Source organism: Pseudoalteromonas sp. BSi20439, assembly GCF_000241165.1.
Classification (GTDB): domain Bacteria; phylum Pseudomonadota; class Gammaproteobacteria; order Enterobacterales; family Alteromonadaceae; genus Pseudoalteromonas.
Genome location: NZ_BADW01000219.1, coordinates 32184 through 49941, shown reverse-complemented (window position 1 = coordinate 49941; position 17758 = coordinate 32184). Strand labels below are relative to the sequence as shown.

The window sequence follows — 17758 nt, the reverse complement described above, 5'->3', positions numbered from 1 at the left end:
ATTAAAAAACACTAAAAATGCTTATATTGCGACTAAAATCTATACGCTAATCTACAACATTAGCTACACCTGAGTTGTTAATTAGCCTACGATAAACATTATTACTACTTTAAATTTACTGCTTTTGCCGTACATGGCTTTGCCAAAAAACAAGGATGCCCTCAATGACACCGTTTACTACGCCCGATTTATACGATGAACATCGCGATAATGTGCAAGTTGCTGATAGTGGCTTGCAACACTTTGGTAATAAAACTCACTTTTATGGTCAAGTAGTGACCGTCACCTGCCCTGACGATAACTCGTTTGCTGGTAAAATATTGCATGAAAATGGTGACGGCAAAGTGTTAGTTGTTGATGGTTTTGCCAGTAAGCGTTTTGCTTTTATTGGCGATATGATTGCAGAGCGCGCATTAAAAAATGGCTGGCAGGGCATAATTATTAATGGCTGCTGTCGCGATATTGAAATTCTTGCCACACTTGATTTACCTGTAATGGCGCTAGGCGCAACACCACGCTGCACCACTAAGCGCGGTTTAGGTGCTAAAGATCACCCGGTTAATATGTTAAACACCACAATTAATACCGGTGATTGGGTATATGCTGATGTAAACGGCTTAATAATTAGCGCTAACAAGCTGCTGTAATTTCTGAAAACAATATTTATTTTAGCTGTTTTATTATATTGAAGATCTGATTTGTGAGCCGTTTATGGGCAATTGCATCAAAGTGAATTCCTTCCTTAACACACGGACTTATTCTTGGGTAGCAATCGACTAGTTTGCAATCAAATTTGCTTACAACGTCAGAAAATAGTGCGCCTAAGTATTTTAACTTTTTAGCGGCACCTGAATATATGTTTTTGTAATTACCAACTTCATAGACTCTAGCGGGACTTAAAATAATAATTTTGGGAGCAGGATTCACTGATTGATAAAAATCCTTAATATCAATTAGTAACTGAGTTAAGCCCTGCGAAATTTGCTCTGGTGTTAAATCAAAGCGCGCTTTTAAATCATTGGTGCCAAGCTGAATAATAACAACGTCAACGGTGTGCACTTCAAGATAAGGTTTTAAATATTTAATCCCTGACTTATCACCATCAAAAGGCGGATCGTTGACTAGGGTTCTATTCGGTTGCCCCGCTTCAATCACAAGGTGATCTGAAGAACCCAATAGCTCTGCCAGCATACCTGGCCATCGCTCACACTCAGCAAGCCTTTTCCCATCAACAGGAGAAATACCAAAGGTATTGGAATCACCAAAACACAGAATATTCATTAAAACGGATTCAATGTATAGCCTTGCTGCTGTAACTGGGCGTGAGCGGTCATCGCTGAAAGCGCCATTTTCACTCCAGGGATAAGCTGCTTTGATGCTACCTTCATATGCATTGCCGACTGCCCGCACACATATACCTGCGTGTTATTAGCTAGCAGCTGTTTAATTAAAGATTCGGTTTTGTTATCAACATCAAATCGTGCTTTATACACGCTGTTTTGAAGTACATCAACACTGGCTCCACCATGTACCACTAGCGCCAGCTGAATACTTTCCGGCTTAACGCCATGAGCCACATGCATATTGATAAAGCGCGCTAACGAATTAATATGATTATTTTGCGCGCCTTTTTCAGCGCCTTCACCTACGTCAAAAGCTATCTTAAACTGCGTTTGGCTTAAATCAGACACATGCTCGGGCACATTATAAAAATAGCCATAGTCTTTAATAACAGGCGCAGGATCTGCAGCAAGAGTGCTAAAGCTAGCTAAAAGTAAGCTTGAGCCAATAAGTAACGTTTTCATACATCCTCCTTTTTACTTTTTGTTTAGCCTAACGCTATTTAACGTGATTAACTAGCCTGAACATGTGAATGTGCTTTAAAAGTCATTCCTAAATAATTAAAGGTATGTTTAAACATATCGATAAATGCGTCTGGCGCAGAGGGAGATGCGGCATTAGACAACAGTGAAAACTGTTTTTGACGTAAAGTTCTAAGCTTCGGTTTTAACGCCTCATCATCCATGTAATCTGTGATCCTATCTATAAATGCTTTCATTTGTGGCGTGGTGTTATACCAGTACACAGGCGATGCGAACACCCAATGTTCGTAGCGAAGTAACACTTCAAACAAATTATAAAAATCATCATTGTGATACTGCTTATCGTAGCGATAAGGTGAAATAACATAATCATCTAAGCAAAAAATAATGCCGCTTTGTTGCTTACTATAGGCATTAACTTGCGCGGTAGTGTTGCCATTTTTACGTCCACTTGAATATATGATTGCGATATTGTGTGCTGATTTTTCTTGCATTGGGCTAGCTCCTTTTCTTATGATGGAGCAAAGCTTAAAACCTCAAGTTAAGTTTAGGTCAATAAGCAATAATGAAATTTTTAAAAGGAATTAAAGTGATGGCGGTACAAAAAAAGCTCACTGAAGCCAACTTAACAGTTGGGTTTGTCGCTAAACGAAGTGGCGTTAAGGTATCTACACTGCACTTTTACGAAAATAAAGGACTAATACGCAGTTGGCGAAACAGTGGCAATCAACGGCGCTTTAAACCAGATGTACTAAGGCGAGTCGCAGTTATAAAAGCAGCACAAGCGATGGGGATCACGCTTGAAGAAATTAAACAAACTCTGGCAACGTTACCAGAGCAGCGTACACCAACACAAAAAGACTGGTCTGCACTTTCAAAACAATGGCAAGCACAGCTTGATGAGCGCATTGCTTATATGCAACGTTTACGCGAACGGGTAGATGGCTGTATTGGCTGTGGGTGTTTATCAATGAGTAAGTGCCCTATTTACAACAAAGACGACCACTTAGGTGAAACCCAAAGTGGTGCCATTTTGTTAGAGCGAGATTAGTTAAATTTCACATGCACCATATATCGTAAAAAAATGCTCTGGCGCTTCTTGTATAGGTATGTCATATGTTTTTAGCTCTTTGCCAATATCACATTGTAGATCTGAAAGTAGCCTTTTTAGCGTTTCACTATCGCCATGAATCGACACAATTAAATACCATAAAACGACCCCATCAGGCGTGCCATTTTCTAAATAGATATGCTGATGCAATGATTCGTTATCAAACATGTTAGACGGTTTACTTGTTCTAATGGTTTTTGCTTTGAAATTAAAAAAGCCATTGCCATCAGTTATTGTTTCATCTTTATATTCATCGCCATAAGTGAGTAAACGTACCACTTTAGTATTTGCAACCGGCTGCCCTTTATCGAGTAACTGCCCCTTTATCGGAGGCGATAAAACAAAATTCTGTTTATTTAAAAAACCAAACATATTTGCACAAACCTGTGTTGTAGTAATACTAAATAAAATTACTAATAAAATAGCTTTGACTACTGACATCAAGGTCCCTCCTTGGTTTAAGCCCTAAAATACAGTTATTATTCATAAGGTATTCGAAGCCGTGTAGCAAAAATTTAAATACATTAGCAAAAAATATCAAGAGAGCTTTGAAAGAGACCTCAGTTAATGGCTATGTCTTTTCATAGTAGTTCTCCTATAGCCTATTAATGCTGCCTAATACAGATACATTAATGGCAATACACAGCCACAATACCAATATAAATACACGTTTTTGTGACTTATGTCGTAAGGTTTGCTGAGCGATAAGTGCTCCAGGCCATCCTCCAAATAGAGCCAATAGATGTAAATGCCGTTCGGGTATACGATGTACTTGTTTACGGTTTGACTGCACTGCTTTTCGTTTATCCCACGCGTAGTATAAAAATGTGATACCACTGAGAAATGAAATATATATTGGTATAAACATCTCAATTTTATGATTTAAGTAAGCAAGCCATAATGCGACTATAAACACGCTCGAAAATATAATTAAGGTACTTTTTATCAAAAAATAATCGCCTATAATAAGAATAATAAAAATAAACACTCGGGTTAAATTATGACATATTTAAAGGCTGTGATGCTGCTGTTATCACTATCTATATTTAGTATTCAAGCAAACAACAAAACAGACTCACTAGCGCCAGAACTTGAGATATTCGCGCCTTACTTAGGTACGTGGCAAGCTGATTTTAATACCGAAAAAGGTAAGCCAAGCATTCAAGATGTGAGTAAATGGCAGCGCGTACTCAATGGTAAAGCCATTCGTACTACACACTCTATCAATGAGGGTGAGTATGGAGGGGAATCAATGATTTTTTACGATATTAAAAAGCAGTCTTTGGTGTTTTATTACTTTACTACCGCAGGCTTTTACACCAAAGGAACAATAAAGGTACTCAGCCCGACTCAGTTTGTTGCCTATGAAGATGTTACTGGTAGCAAAGAAGGGATCACTAAAGTTAAATCAACCAGTGAATTTAAAGATCAACAGTTTGTTGTTTCTACCTCTTATTTAAAAAAAGGGGAATGGACTAAACCGGAACAGCGTATTTACACTCGCAGTACAAAAACCGTTAAATTTAAATAACTTTGGACTTAAAACTCAAAAGGCAGCCTAGGCTGCCTTTGTTATTTATAATAACCGCTATTATTTTGCGAATTTTTTAAATGGTTCGTCAACTGGTGTATCAGCTAAGTGATTGGTGTAATTGCTCATTACTTTTTGCGATAAACCAACAATTATTTCTAGCAGTTGCTGTTTACCGTAACCTACTGCAAAAAATTTCTCAATTTGCTCATTGCTAATTACGCCGCGATTGCGTGTCATTGCAAGCGTAGTTTCACGCAGCGTTTCAAGTTTTGCATCTGCAAGTGGTGTTTCATTAGCGAGTGCATCAACAATACCTTGATCAACTTTCATTGAAGCGGCAATTGCGCTGTGTGCTGGTACACAGTAATGGCATTCGTGCTCAACATTAATTGACTGCCATACCACTGTTAGCTCTTCTGCGTTAAACGATGTTTTTTGAAATAAGTCGTGCAGTACTTGGTAGCCTTTAAGTAGCGTAGGTGCTTCTGCCATTACTGCATGAAGGTTTGGCACCATACCAAATGCAGCTACTGAATCAGCCATAAGCGATTTTGATTCTTCAGGTGCGTTGTCTTGAGTATATAACGTAAATTCTGCCATGTTCTGCTCCAATAAATTAATGTAATTAACTAACTTCGAAACACATACTATTTGATTTTGAGCGACTGCTCAATTTAAAATTGAACAGTCGCTCAATTTAATAGAAACAATTATGGCCAATAAAGTAAAATTTGAACGCGAGCAAGTTGTTCGTGCCGCTAGTCAATTATTCTGGGAGAAGGGCTTTCATGCTACATCCACTCGCGATTTGCAAGATGCAATTAATATGCGCCCAGGCAGCATTTATGCGGCATTTAGCTCAAAGGAAGGTTTATATTGTGAAGCGATAAAAAATTATGCCAAGCAGATGCAAAGCCTAATAGATGAACGTTTAGCATCGTGCAGCAGTATTCTTGGGGCACTTCAAGACTTTGTAGAGTATGTTGTTATTTCCTCAAAAGGTCATACTCCAAGTGCTATCTGCATGTTAGTAAAGGCCAATAATGAATTTATTGAGAAAGACAGTTACCTTTACCAAATCAGTGCAGAGCTGATGATAAACTTTGAACATTACCTTACTGAACTATTTACACTCGCTGTAGCTGATAAAGAGTTAAGTGGGAATATTTCACCCGTAGAGTATGCTCGCTTTTTCCAAGTACAATTGACTGGATTACGTAGTTATTTTAATCGACCAAATGTAGAGAAATTAGCCAAACCAATGATCGAAAATATGTTTTCACTGATGAAAAGTCTTTAGCTGAAAACTAATGACAAATAAAAAGGCAGCTAATCGAAGTTAGCTGCCTTTTTTATCTAAAACCAAAATTCGACATTTAAGTTTTTAATTTATTAAGCTCAGAATCTTGCTGTGCAACCAGTTTGTTCAACTCTTCACTGCTATCACCTGCTTGAGCAGATAAATCAGAAAGCTGAGAAGCCGCATCCGAAATTATCGTCAAGTTACGATTTATTTCTTCGGTGACTAAGCTTTGCTCTTCAGCAGCCGTTGCAATATGGGTAATTTGATTGGTTATTTCATCTACTTTCACAACCACACTGTGCAGTGCATCAAAAGCTGTTGAGGTTTCATCTACTGCAGTTTCGGCACGTACTACGCCTTTTTCAATAACAGTTGATGCATTACCCACTTCTGAAAGTAAGCTATCGATTAAACTGCTAATGTCATCGGTAGATGAACGCGTTTTAGATGCTAAAGCTCTAACCTCATCAGCAACAACGGCAAAACCACGTCCGTGATCCCCAGCTCGTGCAGCCTCAATAGCTGCGTTTAGTGCTAGTAAGTTAGTTTGCTCAGAGATAGTTCGGATCACATCAAGTATCTGGGTAATATCATTACTACGTGATGCTACTTTTTCAACCGCCTGATTAGCTTCTTTAATTTCTTCAGACATGGTTTTAACTTGCGTCATAGCCGATGATAAGCTCGATTCGCTACTAACCACTAAGGTGTTAATTTCATCAGCTTGTTGCGCCGACTGCTCTGAAGCTTTTGCCACTTCAAGTGCTGTCGCGCTCATTTCGTTCATTGCAGTAACTACACTTTCAATTTCTTTAAACTGTGCTTGCACATTATGCTTGGTTTCTATCGCAATATTAGAGGTAACTTCACCTTGGTGCTTGGTTTGATCTGAGACCGCTTTCAGCTCACTGATCAATTCACGAAGTTTTGATAAAAACTTATTAAATCCTCCAGCCAGAGCTATAAGCTCAGCGTGAGTATCAACATGCAGAGTTTGTGTTAAATCACCTTCCGAGCTTGCTAAATTGTCAACCCGCTCCTGAATTTTTTTAAGCGGCGCAACAACACTACCTACAACAAGCTTCATTACTACAAATGCTAATACAGCAATCACTGCACCCGTGATCAAAATAATCACGCCGAGTTCTTTTGCTGCCTCAGACATGCCCGCAGTTAATTGAATAGGCCCCTCAAAAGCAAGTTCAGCGGGTACTTCAATTAGCAACATCCATTTCACATCAGCAAGCTTAATTTCAATCGGGTAAGACACCATTATCTCTGCGCCTTGCTTGTCTATTCCCTGAGTGCCTTTTAGTGCTTTGTAACTCTCATAACTTTTATCACTAACAGCTTCTTTTAGCGGGCGGCCTAATTTTTCTTTATAATGGCTCGTGCCAACAATTAAGCCCAAATGGCTGAGTAACGTTACCTTTGCTTTGCCATCATAAAGCGCTTTTGAAAGCTCTTCTGTTAATTTTTGAAATACAGGTAAGGTAATATCGGCCCCTGTTACGCCAACAAACTTTCCCGACTTAACAATGGGTACAACGAGTGAAGTCATCATTTCTGAATAACCCGGTGTTATCTCATAAAGGTAGGGTTCCATAATGCACGGTTTTAATTTATCTTTCGCACACAAATACCATTCGGCTTCACGTAAACCAAATTCATTTACTGTATCAGCGTATTTTTCTGCTGCGTCTTCCACAACCTGTTGTTCAACCATACCGTTGCTGTTTTTGGTAAAATATATTTCTAATGAACCGGCACCGGCAACAGAGTGGTCATAACCTTGGGTAAATTCGCTATCTTTACCGTCAAAGCCATTTTTTTCAAACTGCGAATATATAGAAGAAATAACGTCATTACTTTCTAATATTGAACGATTTAGTAAAACAACCGACTCTCGGTCTAGTGATGTTTTCTCAGCATCCTCTAAAATACTACCCAAAGAGAAAGGCACTCGGTAGGCTTCGTTAATAAAGGCAGCAATTTTTTCACCATAAGCTGCTGCGTTTGCTGTTAGCCGCCCATCGACCTCATTTACAATTAAGGTTTCAGCCTCAGCAGAGGTGTTGGCATTACTCGACGATAGTTTAGACCAAAGTATGCCTGAAAATAGTATTACCGTTAAAAGTATACTTCCGACGCTTATCCACAATAACTTTTTTGCTAACGCTATTTCCCGCATTTATAACTACCTTGCTTTACTTATTTATTTTTTAGTTTAGACCAAATTAAACAACATATTATTAATTATTTTGAAATAATCTAATTAACTTAAATTTCACAACTAACCATCGTTTAACTTTGCTTATTTAGTCGCTTGGTCACTAGCACAACAATCAGAAGCAAGCTAACACTTACCCACAAGCAAGCCTGTAGCCCATATAGTTTATACATTAATCCCGAGAATACTGTCCCAACCAGTCGACCGGTTGCATTAGCCATATAATAAAAACCCACATCTAATGATACTGCATCGCTTTTAGCAAGGCTGACTATCAGGTAACTATGCAAAGAGGAGTTAACCGCAAAAGCAGCACCAAAAATTAACAAACCGGTGATCAAACTGATATGAATAGCAATATTAAACTGCATGAGCACTGCTAATATAAAAGTAACCCCCGTTAAAGCAATGGCCCAGTAGTATGCCTTATTAAGCACATCGATTTTATTAGCCGAATTACCGGTTATTTTAGGGGCTTGTGACTGCACAGCTCCATAGGCAATAACCCACAGTGCCATAAAACCACTTACCCACCAATGATCCCAGTTAAACTGGGCGGCCAAATAAACAGGCAGCGCAACTACAAACCATACATCACGTGCCGCAAATAAACATAATCGCGCAGCACTGAGTAAATTAATTGCTCTGGATTTTGAAAATAGCTCCTTAAATTTAGGCTTATTTTTGGCTTTACCCATATCACCTTTTAAGTAAATTAGGCTAACCAGCCAAGCAATACCTAACAGAGCAATCAGTGCAAGTAATGCGCCTTTAAAACCCACTAAAGTTAATAGTAACCCTCCTAAAAAAAAGCCTATGCCTTTGAGTGCATTCTTTGAACCAGTTAGTAGCGCAATCCATTTATATAATTTACTTTGCCCTGTTTCGTCATCAGACACTAAATACTTAATTGCGCTTTTAGCACTCATTTTATTCAAATCTTTGGCAATACCACTGAGTGCTTGTGCAGCCATAACGTAAAAAACGCCCAGCCAATCACTAGGTACACATAACATAGCTAAAGCAACAAGCTGTATGCCTAAGCCAATATTCATGGTTTTATTTAGGCCTAAATGCGCGCCAAGCCACCCCCCTACTAAGTTAGTGATCACCCCAAACACTTCATAAAACAAAAACAGCATAGCGATGGCAAGTGCATCATATCCTAGCTGATGGAAATACAGCACCACCAGCATTCGCAGCGCCCCATCGGTTAAAGTAAACGCCCAATAATTACCGGTAATAATTAAATATTGTTTTATCGCTTGAGGTAAATCACTAAGTTGAGCAAACATGGTTAATACCTTGGGCTAATTAACTACATCACTTTTTGCTACTTTTAGCATAAGTTCGGCGGTACGGTTTGCATATCCCCACTCATTATCGTACCAAGCATATAATTTAAGCTGGGTATTATTAATCACCATGGTAGAAAGCGCGTCGATAGTACAACTACGCGGATCGGTTTTATAATCAATAGACACAAGTGGCTTCTCTTCATAACCTAAAATCCCTTTTAATGTGCCCTCTGCAGCCTGATAAAACCACTCATTTACTTCATCTTGCGTAACACCGTGCTCAAGCTCAAATACACAGTCGGTAATTGATGCATTAGTAAGTGGTACACGAACAGCATGGCCATTAAGTTTTCCTTTAAGCTCAGGGAAAATATGCGTAATAGCCGTAGCACTGCCTGTTGTGGTGGGAATTAAACTGGTACCACATGAGCGAGCTCGACGTAAGTCTTTATGTGGGGCATCAATAATAGTTTGGGTGTTAGTTATATCGTGAATAGTAGTCATAGAGCCGTGTTTAATACCCACTTTTTCTTGTAGTACTTTAACAATTGGCGCTATACAGTTTGTTGTACATGATGCCGCTGTAACAATTTTATGCTCATCAGGATTATATAAATCATCATTTACGCCCATCACTACATTTAAAATACCGTCTTCTTTCACCGGTGCAGTCACTACCACACGTTTTACACCTTGAGCTAGGTAGTGATTTAATAATTCGGTGGTTTTCATCACACCGCTGGCTTCAATGACTACATCGCAATCAGACCAATCAGTATCATCAATGTTTTTATTGTTAGTTACAGCAATAGTGTGTTTTCCTACACTAAAGCTGTGCGCTGATGCTATTACATTGTGTGCCAAACGCCCATGTACTGAATCAAATTCGAGTAAATGTGCATGCGTTTTAGCATCGCCAGCAACATCATTAATTTTAATAAATTCAATTTCTGGCCAATCAAGTGCTGCACGCAATGTTAAGCGCCCCATACGGCCAAAACCATTAATCCCTACTTTAATTGTCATAATAAATACCTTTAAAAGTTAATTAACAGCAGTTTGCTGCACGCTCAGGGCGGTTACCCATTGCATTGAGTCGATTTAAATCATCGTTATAAAATTCAATATTAGCGCTACGGGTTTGTGCTAGTACATTTTCAGCCCACTCTGGTAGGGCTTTATTAATACTGTAATACACCCATTGATTTTGCTTACGATCGCTCAATAAGCCACATTGCCTAAGCTGGGCTAAGTGACGAGATACTTTAGGCTGGCTAAGCTCAAGGGCTGCCACAAGCTCGCATACACATAATTCTTGCTCATGGCTAATTAGCAGCATGGCTTTTAAGCGCGTATCGTCAGCTAAGCATTTATAAAACTGTAGTGGGTTGAGTTGTTCCATAGCGTCCTCGTTTGGTTTATGCACATACAATAAAACAAAAAACAAACATATGGAATAGTGAATATATGAAATTTCGAATGTAACTAGATTTATCTATTTTCAATTCATTTATAAATATAGTAGCGAATAAAAAACACGCGATGATCACTCATGGCGTGTTTTTATAAACAATATAAAGAGGTAAATTAAATAACTGAAAGTTCTACCTCAATATTACCACGTGTTGCGTTTGAGTATGGGCATACTTGATGTGCTTTATTTACAAGCTCTTGCGCCGCGGCTGTGTCCATATCACCTAGTGATACAGCAAGCTTTACAGCAATACCAAAACCGCCTTCAATAGCACCAATAGACACTTCAGAGTTAATGTAAGTATCGCTTGGTAAAGCAACTTTTTCGCTACCGGCTACAAATTTAAGTGCACCAATAAAACAGGCGGCATAACCTGCTGCAAATAATTGCTCTGGATTAGTGCCTTGACCATCATCACCACCTAACCCTTTAGGCGTTGATAAGTTAACATCTAAACGACCATCATCTGATTTAGCTACCCCTTCACGTCCGCCTGTTGCCGTTGCTTTTGCTGTATAAGCTACATTTTGTAATACATTCATAGTGAACTCCTAAGATTTAAAATTTTCACACTAGTTACTTTGTATGCAAAATAATAGAGCAACTAAATTCTGATTGCAAATACTTTGCATGCAAACTAAAATACTCTGTATTGAAATGAGGATAAAACGATGTCGTTTGAACAGTTAAAATTAAAAAATCAGCTATGCCATCGTTTATACATGGCGTCCAACAGCATAGCCCGTGCCTATCGAGAACCTCTAGCTGAGCTTAACCTTACCTATCCTCAGTATGTTGTTATGATGGCGCTGTGGGAACAAGATGAAGTAACCATCGCCGAACTAATCGATAAAACCGCAATTGATGGTGGCGCGCTTACTCAAATATTAAAAAAGATGACCAGCAAGTCACTACTTAACGTTATAAAGGACGAACACGATAAGCGTAAGCGTTTGGTGCAATTGACTCACACGGGTCAATCTTTAAAACTTAAAGCTGCTGATATTCCAAAAACAATTTTCTGTAAATTTGACAGTATCGACACTAACCAAGCACAGCAATTAATGCAGTTACTCGATTTAATCGTTAGCGACTTAAGCACCCAGACTGAAGATGAAAGTGTCGATGCTAAAGACAGTCCCAAGTTAGTGCAAACCTAGCGTAAATTTATCCAATGTGGTGCTTAAGCTTTTTTATAGTTTAGTTATAAAAAATTAACTTATTGATTATTATTCATAAAATATTCAAATAACAATTGGCATACTTCTTCCTACTCTCTTATTGACGTTAGCAACACCAAGGAACAAGCTATGTTTAATTTTTATAATACTTTGTATTTTTTGTGGCGTTTGGATATTAGCGTTTGGCAAGTAAACGAGCCAACAAATACGCATACCACCAGCGAAAAAGAGCGAATGTACTCTCGTTGAACTATTTTTGAACAGACTTTGCAAGCTGAGTCATAGCGTTGTATTGTAAAAGACTATTTAACCGGATAGTGGAACGTGTATGCATGCTTTAGAAGTTAATTTTGACGGCTTAGTCGGCCCTACTCACAACTACGCAGGTTTGTCGTATGGCAATGTTGCCTCGTTAAATAACGCGGCGAGCTTTTCAAATCCGCAAGAAGCTGTATTGCAGGGCCTGGCTAAAATGAAAGCCATGCACGATAAAGGCTTAACCCAAGGGGTATTTGCGCCTCATGCTCGCCCTGATTTAAATGTACTTCGCCGTTTAGGATTTACTGGCAACGATGCGCAAGTCATTAATAAAGCTTTTAAAGCTGATCCTATTTTATTGCGCGCCTGTTACTCTGCCTCTGCCATGTGGACCGCTAATGCAGCCACCGTATCGCCTTCACCTGATACTAACGACGGCAAGGTACACTTCACTGCGGCTAATCTAAATAATAAATTTCATCGCTCTTTAGAGCCAAACACCACTACACGTTTGCTCAAAGCGATGTTTAATAACGAACAATACTTTGCACACCATTCACATTTGCCTGAGCAAGGTTTTTTTGGTGATGAAGGCGCAGCAAACCATACTCGGCTGTGCGACAGCCATGGTGAAACCGGCTTAGAATTATTTGTATTTGGTGCAAGTGCTTTTAACAGTCAGCTTGTTAAACCCGTTAAGTTCCCTGCAAGGCAAACTTTGGAAGCGTCTGAAGCCATTTGTCGATTGCACAATATAAAAGATACCAGCCAAATACTATTACAACAAAACCCTGATGTAATTGACCAAGGAGTGTTCCATAATGATGTAATCGCGGTGGGTAACGCCAATGTTTTATTATGCCATCAGCAGGCGTTTTTAAATCAAACGCAAGCATTAGAAGATATCCGCGAAGCTTATGTAGGTAACAAACAGCTTTATATTATTGAAGTGCCAACCAGCAAAGTGAGTATTCAAGATGCTGTTAGTAGTTATTTATTTAATAGCCAACTGGTTAGCCTTAGTGACGATGCAATGTTGCTCGTTGCCCCACAAGAATGCCAGCGTAATCCTGCTGTAAAAGCGTATATTGAAGAGCTAATTATTGCTGATAACCCAATAAATCAAGTGCAATTTTTTGATTTGCGCCAAAGTATGCAAAATGGCGGCGGACCTGCTTGTTTGCGTTTACGTGTGGCGCTTAATAGCCAAGAATTAGCAGCGGTAAATCCTGATGTTATTTTAAATGACGAAAAATATAGCCAATTATGTGATTGGGCTACTCGCCATTACCGAGATAAGCTTGGTGCCAACGACTTTGCAGACCCTGCTTTACTAACCGAAAGCTACCAAGCCCTTGATGAGTTAACACAATTACTGAGCTTGGGGTCAGTTTATCCCTTCCAATTAGAAGCCTAAGCTTTATTTTTATAGGGGGAAGATACACAGTATTTAAATCTTCTTCCTGTAATTAATAACTTTAATTCAATTTAGGTTAAGTTTTTGTATCTATAATAAGAGACACTTAATTACGTTTTGGAAACCTAACATGAACTTAAAATCAACATTACTTAGTAGCGCCGTCTTATTAGCATTAACGGGTTGTGGTTCATCAAACGATGACTCTCCTATTACTCCTACCGATCCGCAAAAATCAACGTTTAGTTTAGGGGTTTCAGATGCACCAGTCACTGGTCTAAAAGCGGTTAATGTAGTTTTTGACTCTATCATCCTTCGTTCACAAGGTGGCGAAGATTTTAGCTTCGAAACCCGTGAAGCCAGCGATTTAACCAAAGCTGAAATGGTTAACTTATTGGATTACACTGGCGATGATATTTTTTCCTTACTAGAAGGCGAAGACGTACCTGCAGGTGAATACGCGTGGATACGTGCTGATGTAATCAATGGTGATATAAACAACCTAACTGAAACTTCGCATGTTGTTTATGAAGATGACAGCACTGCACCGTTAATCGTAAAACGAAAAGGCAATGACGGAATAGGCGAAATTCAACTTGATGGTTTTACTCTGAATCAGACGGACAACACTTTTGTACTTGAATTTGACCTTAAAAAATCGTTAGTTGCGCCACAAAGCGGTAACGAAATAGTATTAAAACCACGTGGAGTTCGTCTTGAAAACCTCGCTGAGTCACAAGATATTGAAGGTACAGTAAGCGAATCACTTTATGCAAATTGTGAAACCGATAACATTGAGGTTGCCGCCGAAGATGGTTCATTTGGCCATGCTGTTTACTTGTATAACAGTGATGTAGAGCAACCACTTGATAATTACGAAGTCACTGAGGGTGAAACCCCTTTAGACGCACCATTGGCTACTGCAAATGTTGTACTTAACAATGAAACTAGCCAATATGAATTTGAACTAGCATTTATTACGCCTGGCGATTATCAGCTAGGTTATACCTGTAACGCGCATATTGATGATGCCGAACTACAAGATGAAGCGTTTACCCTATATCAAGTTAAGCCGGTGGCGGTTGTAGCCGGTGAAGATACCGAAGTGACATTTGATATTGCTCAGTAAGCATCAACTTTATAAATTCTAGCCCGCACCTGCGGGCTTTTTTTTTGGAGGAACTATGACACATAAAGTAATTTTAATTACCGGTGCATCTAGTGGTATTGGCGAGGCGACCGCTAAAACATTAGTTAATAATGGTCACAAAGTAATATTAACTGCGCGCAGTGAAGATAAACTCAATAAACTAGTTGATGAGTTAGGCCATGAAAGTGCATTTAGCGTTTCAGCCGATGCCACTCAGTTTAGCGAGCTTGAGAGTGTAGTAAGTAAGGGCATTAAAAAATTTGGGCGATTGGACGCAGCATTCGCTAACGCGGGCATGGGTGTGTCATCACCTGGCACCGAAAATGGCGACCCCAATGAGTGGTCAACCATGGTTGACCTTAATATTAAAGCGTTGTTGTGGACCGCAAAACTCACTTTGCCTCACTTACGTGAAAACCAAGGGCATTTTATTTTAACCAGCTCTGCAGCAGGAAGAAGACCCATTGACGGCTCTATATATGGTGCTACTAAATGGTTTGCACATGGCTTTGGTCAAAATTTAGCAGAGGAAATGAAACCATGGCATGGTCGCTGTACCACTATTGCACCAGGCATGGTGAACACGCCTTTTTTTGATGAAGCAAAACCAGATAAGCTCGACCCTCAAGACGTGGCCGATGCGGTATTATTTGCCATTGAAGCTAATCAGCGTAATAGCGTGCGCGAAATCTATTTAATGCCCACCAACTAATAAAATATAAAGGCCAATATTTATTGGCCTTTGCTTTAAAAGTACTTAATTGTGCTTTGTTAAAATTACTTTCGACTAAATCAATGAAAAGTCACACATTGAAACCTCCCTTACCATGCTAAATCACAACTTTATGTCTACTATATAAAGAAAGTAATTCAATAACTGGAACCCATTTAATGGCTCCCAATAAAACTAATAATATGTCGACTCATCAATATGTTACTAATGACCCGTTACACCAGCTTTTTGATGCTGTCGATTCAATATCAGTGCAAGGTTATGATGAGCAACGACGTGTAATTTATTGGAATAAAGGCAGTGAATTGCTTTATGGGTATTCACAGCAAGAAGCCATTGGCAAAAAACTCGAAGATTTAATTATACCCACACCAATGCGAGAGCCCGTAATTGAAGCCCATAGTAATTGGATTAAGCATGATATTGAAATTCCCGCCTCAGAACTTATCCTCAAACATAAAGAAGGTAATGATGTGGCTGTATTTTCAAGCCATGTTATGTTTACCAATCAATACGAAACAAAACAAATGTATTGTATTGATGTTGACCTGTCTGAGGTGCATAAAGCGCAAGCTGAAGCCACATTTAATGCCAGTATGTTGAAGACTATCTTTGAAGCCATTCCTGACTTATTTTTTGTACTAGAGCAAGATGGCACTATTGCTGACTATCACGCAAACAATAACAACGATCTGTATGTCTCACCTAAGCAGTTCATTGGTAAAAAAATGATTGATGTACTACCTGAAAAAGTAGCTCATAAGTTTCAACTTCATATTGAAAAAGCAACAACGCAAGGAAAGATGGTCAGCTTTGAATACGAATTAAACATGCCTGAGGGCATAAATTATTATGAGGCGAGGGTACGTTTATTAGCTAAGAAAAGCCAAATGATGGTGATAATTCGTGATATTAGTGAGCCACACCGCTCCGCTGAACTAATTCGCCGTCAGGCACATTTTGATAGCTTAACGGCTCTACCTAATCGCTTTTTATCGCTTGATCGATTATCGCAGATATTAATGGAAGTACAAAAAAATCATGTAAAAGCCGCTGTATTCTTTTTAGACCTTGATGATTTTAAAAAGGTAAATGACTCTTTAGGCCACGAAGTCGGCGACAAATTGTTAATTGAAGCGGCACATAGATTACAACAAGCACTGAAAAAAAATGACACGGTTGGGCGTTTGGGTGGTGATGAATTTATTGTTTTAATATCCAGTTTAGATGATGAAAGCGATGCCTTAGTAATTGCTGATCGGTTACTTAAAGCATTTAGAAAGCCCTTTAAACTCGAAGGCAGAGACTTAATACTGACATTAAGTATTGGTATTGCAATTTCCCCTAAAGATGGCACCTCTGCGTCGGTATTATTACGAAATGCGGATACGGCTATGTATCAAGCTAAAGCTTTGGGTCGCAATACCTCTTCTTTTTTCACCCCGCAAATGAACGTTGCAATGCGCCGCCGTTTTGAAATAGAAGAGCAAATGCATGGTGCACTGGAGCGAAACGAATTTGAGCTTTATTACCAACCGCAAATAGATGTAAAAACAAACACTATCATTGGCGCTGAAGCTTTGCTACGTTGGCATAATATTGTGTTAGGGGAAATTACCCCTGATGAATTTATTCCTATTGCTGAACAAACTGGCTTAATTGCACCTATTGGTGTGTTTGTTATTAATCAAGCTTTACGTTTCTTAAATGAATGGCAAACTGTCAACAACCAGCAATACACCATGGCTGTTAACTTATCGCCGCGTCAGTTTAGAGAACCAGAGCTGGTGAATATAATTATTCATGCTCTTAATGAAAACACCATTAGTAACGAATGTTTAGAATTAGAAATTACCGAAGGGGTACTAATGAATAGCCAAGCCTCAATTCATGATGCCTTAGTGCAAATTGATGAGCTGGGCATAAAACTGTCAATGGACGACTTTGGCACAGGCTATTCATCATTAAGTTACTTACGAGAATACCCTTTTGATGTGCTAAAAATTGACCGTAGCTTTATTGCAGGGATAACAGATAACAAGGCCGACTGTAATTTAGTAAAAGCGGCCATAGCGATGTCACACAGCCTAGAAATAAAAGTAGTTGCAGAGGGAGTAGAAACCAAAGAGCAGCTAGATTTACTCAACGAGCTAAACTGCGATATTGCTCAAGGATTTTATTTAAGTAAGCCCTTGCCGGCCGCCAAGCTGCTCAATTTTTCATTGCGTTACTTAAAAGCACTTTAG

Annotated in this window: 20 protein-coding genes; 9 read left to right on the top strand and 11 right to left on the bottom strand. The window is 39.1% G+C overall.

The window, feature by feature from the left end:
- Positions 1–164 precede the first annotated feature (164 nt).
- Positions 165–647: a putative 4-hydroxy-4-methyl-2-oxoglutarate aldolase gene (locus P20439_RS17025; RefSeq protein WP_008468676.1), complete on the top strand. Its 483-nt coding sequence runs from the start codon at positions 165–167 to the stop codon at positions 645–647.
- A gap of 16 nt (positions 648–663) precedes the next feature.
- On the opposite strand, the gene P20439_RS17020 is transcribed toward P20439_RS17025, so the two are convergent.
- The 3 genes from P20439_RS17020 to P20439_RS17010 are packed head-to-tail and all read right to left on the bottom strand — an operon-like array spanning position 664 to position 2317.
- Entirely contained in the window at positions 664–1281 is a 618-nt protein-coding gene (locus P20439_RS17020) for an SGNH/GDSL hydrolase family protein (RefSeq protein WP_008468675.1), read from the bottom strand.
- Positions 1281–1805, bottom strand: a complete 525-nt coding sequence (locus P20439_RS17015; protein WP_008468674.1) for a DsrE family protein — start codon at positions 1803–1805, stop codon at positions 1281–1283. The genes P20439_RS17020 and P20439_RS17015 overlap by 1 nt, the downstream gene beginning before the upstream one ends.
- A gap of 47 nt (positions 1806–1852) precedes the next feature.
- Complete coding sequence (locus P20439_RS17010; protein WP_008468673.1) at positions 1853–2317, bottom strand: flavodoxin family protein; 465 nt, start codon at positions 2315–2317, stop codon at positions 1853–1855.
- A 98-nt stretch (positions 2318–2415) separates the two neighbouring features.
- Between P20439_RS17010 and soxR the strand changes: the two genes are divergently transcribed.
- Positions 2416–2874, top strand: coding sequence for a redox-sensitive transcriptional activator SoxR (gene soxR / locus P20439_RS17005; protein WP_008468671.1), 459 nt, complete (start codon positions 2416–2418; stop codon positions 2872–2874).
- On the opposite strand, the gene P20439_RS17000 is transcribed toward soxR, so the two are convergent.
- The gene (locus P20439_RS17000) at positions 2875–3375 is read right to left on the bottom strand and encodes a DUF6795 domain-containing protein (protein ID WP_008468669.1); all 501 of its coding nucleotides are present in this window, start codon (positions 3373–3375) and stop codon (positions 2875–2877) included.
- A gap of 154 nt (positions 3376–3529) precedes the next feature.
- Complete coding sequence (locus P20439_RS16995) at positions 3530–3883, bottom strand: DUF1294 domain-containing protein (RefSeq protein WP_008108927.1); 354 nt, start codon at positions 3881–3883, stop codon at positions 3530–3532.
- Positions 3884–3934: 51 nt separating this feature from the next.
- On the opposite strand from P20439_RS16995, the gene P20439_RS16990 reads away from it, so the two are divergent.
- Entirely contained in the window at positions 3935–4465 is a 531-nt protein-coding gene (locus P20439_RS16990; protein ID WP_036934595.1) for a hypothetical protein, read from the top strand.
- Positions 4466–4525: 60 nt separating this feature from the next.
- Here the strand turns inward: P20439_RS16990 and P20439_RS16985 are convergent, their stop codons facing one another.
- A complete protein-coding gene (locus P20439_RS16985) occupies positions 4526–5068 on the bottom strand; it encodes a carboxymuconolactone decarboxylase family protein (protein WP_008468667.1) in 543 nt (180 codons plus the stop codon).
- A gap of 112 nt (positions 5069–5180) precedes the next feature.
- Here P20439_RS16985 and P20439_RS16980 point away from each other — a divergent pair, with 112 nt between their 5' ends.
- The gene (locus P20439_RS16980) at positions 5181–5768 is read left to right on the top strand and encodes a TetR/AcrR family transcriptional regulator (protein WP_008468665.1); all 588 of its coding nucleotides are present in this window, start codon (positions 5181–5183) and stop codon (positions 5766–5768) included.
- A 76-nt stretch (positions 5769–5844) separates the two neighbouring features.
- Here the strand turns inward: P20439_RS16980 and P20439_RS16975 are convergent, their stop codons facing one another.
- From P20439_RS16975 to P20439_RS16955, 5 genes are all read right to left on the bottom strand, one after another.
- Positions 5845–7962, bottom strand: a complete 2118-nt coding sequence (locus P20439_RS16975) for a methyl-accepting chemotaxis protein (protein ID WP_008468663.1) — start codon at positions 7960–7962, stop codon at positions 5845–5847.
- A 113-nt stretch (positions 7963–8075) separates the two neighbouring features.
- Positions 8076–9296 (bottom strand): organoarsenical effux MFS transporter ArsJ, encoded by a 1221-nt coding sequence (arsJ, locus tag P20439_RS16970; RefSeq protein ID WP_008108938.1) that lies wholly within the window; start codon positions 9294–9296, stop codon positions 8076–8078.
- Positions 9297–9311: 15 nt separating this feature from the next.
- Positions 9312–10325, bottom strand: a complete 1014-nt coding sequence (locus P20439_RS16965) for an ArsJ-associated glyceraldehyde-3-phosphate dehydrogenase (RefSeq protein ID WP_008108940.1) — start codon at positions 10323–10325, stop codon at positions 9312–9314.
- 22 nt (positions 10326–10347) lie between these two features.
- Positions 10348–10701 (bottom strand): metalloregulator ArsR/SmtB family transcription factor, encoded by a 354-nt coding sequence (locus P20439_RS16960; protein WP_008108943.1) that lies wholly within the window; start codon positions 10699–10701, stop codon positions 10348–10350.
- A gap of 185 nt (positions 10702–10886) precedes the next feature.
- The gene (locus tag P20439_RS16955) at positions 10887–11315 is read right to left on the bottom strand and encodes an organic hydroperoxide resistance protein (protein ID WP_008468661.1); all 429 of its coding nucleotides are present in this window, start codon (positions 11313–11315) and stop codon (positions 10887–10889) included.
- Positions 11316–11444: 129 nt separating this feature from the next.
- Here P20439_RS16955 and P20439_RS16950 point away from each other — a divergent pair, with 129 nt between their 5' ends.
- From P20439_RS16950 to P20439_RS16930, 5 genes are all read left to right on the top strand, one after another.
- Complete coding sequence (locus P20439_RS16950) at positions 11445–11933, top strand: MarR family winged helix-turn-helix transcriptional regulator (RefSeq protein ID WP_008468659.1); 489 nt, start codon at positions 11445–11447, stop codon at positions 11931–11933.
- A gap of 349 nt (positions 11934–12282) precedes the next feature.
- Positions 12283–13629: an N-succinylarginine dihydrolase gene (gene astB, locus P20439_RS16945; protein ID WP_008468657.1), complete on the top strand. Its 1347-nt coding sequence runs from the start codon at positions 12283–12285 to the stop codon at positions 13627–13629.
- A gap of 130 nt (positions 13630–13759) precedes the next feature.
- A complete protein-coding gene (locus P20439_RS16940) occupies positions 13760–14758 on the top strand; it encodes a DUF4382 domain-containing protein (protein ID WP_008468655.1) in 999 nt (332 codons plus the stop codon).
- Positions 14759–14813: 55 nt separating this feature from the next.
- Positions 14814–15491: an SDR family oxidoreductase gene (locus P20439_RS16935; protein ID WP_008468653.1), complete on the top strand. Its 678-nt coding sequence runs from the start codon at positions 14814–14816 to the stop codon at positions 15489–15491.
- 179 nt (positions 15492–15670) lie between these two features.
- Positions 15671–17758: a bifunctional diguanylate cyclase/phosphodiesterase gene (locus P20439_RS16930; RefSeq protein ID WP_008468651.1), complete on the top strand. Its 2088-nt coding sequence runs from the start codon at positions 15671–15673 to the stop codon at positions 17756–17758.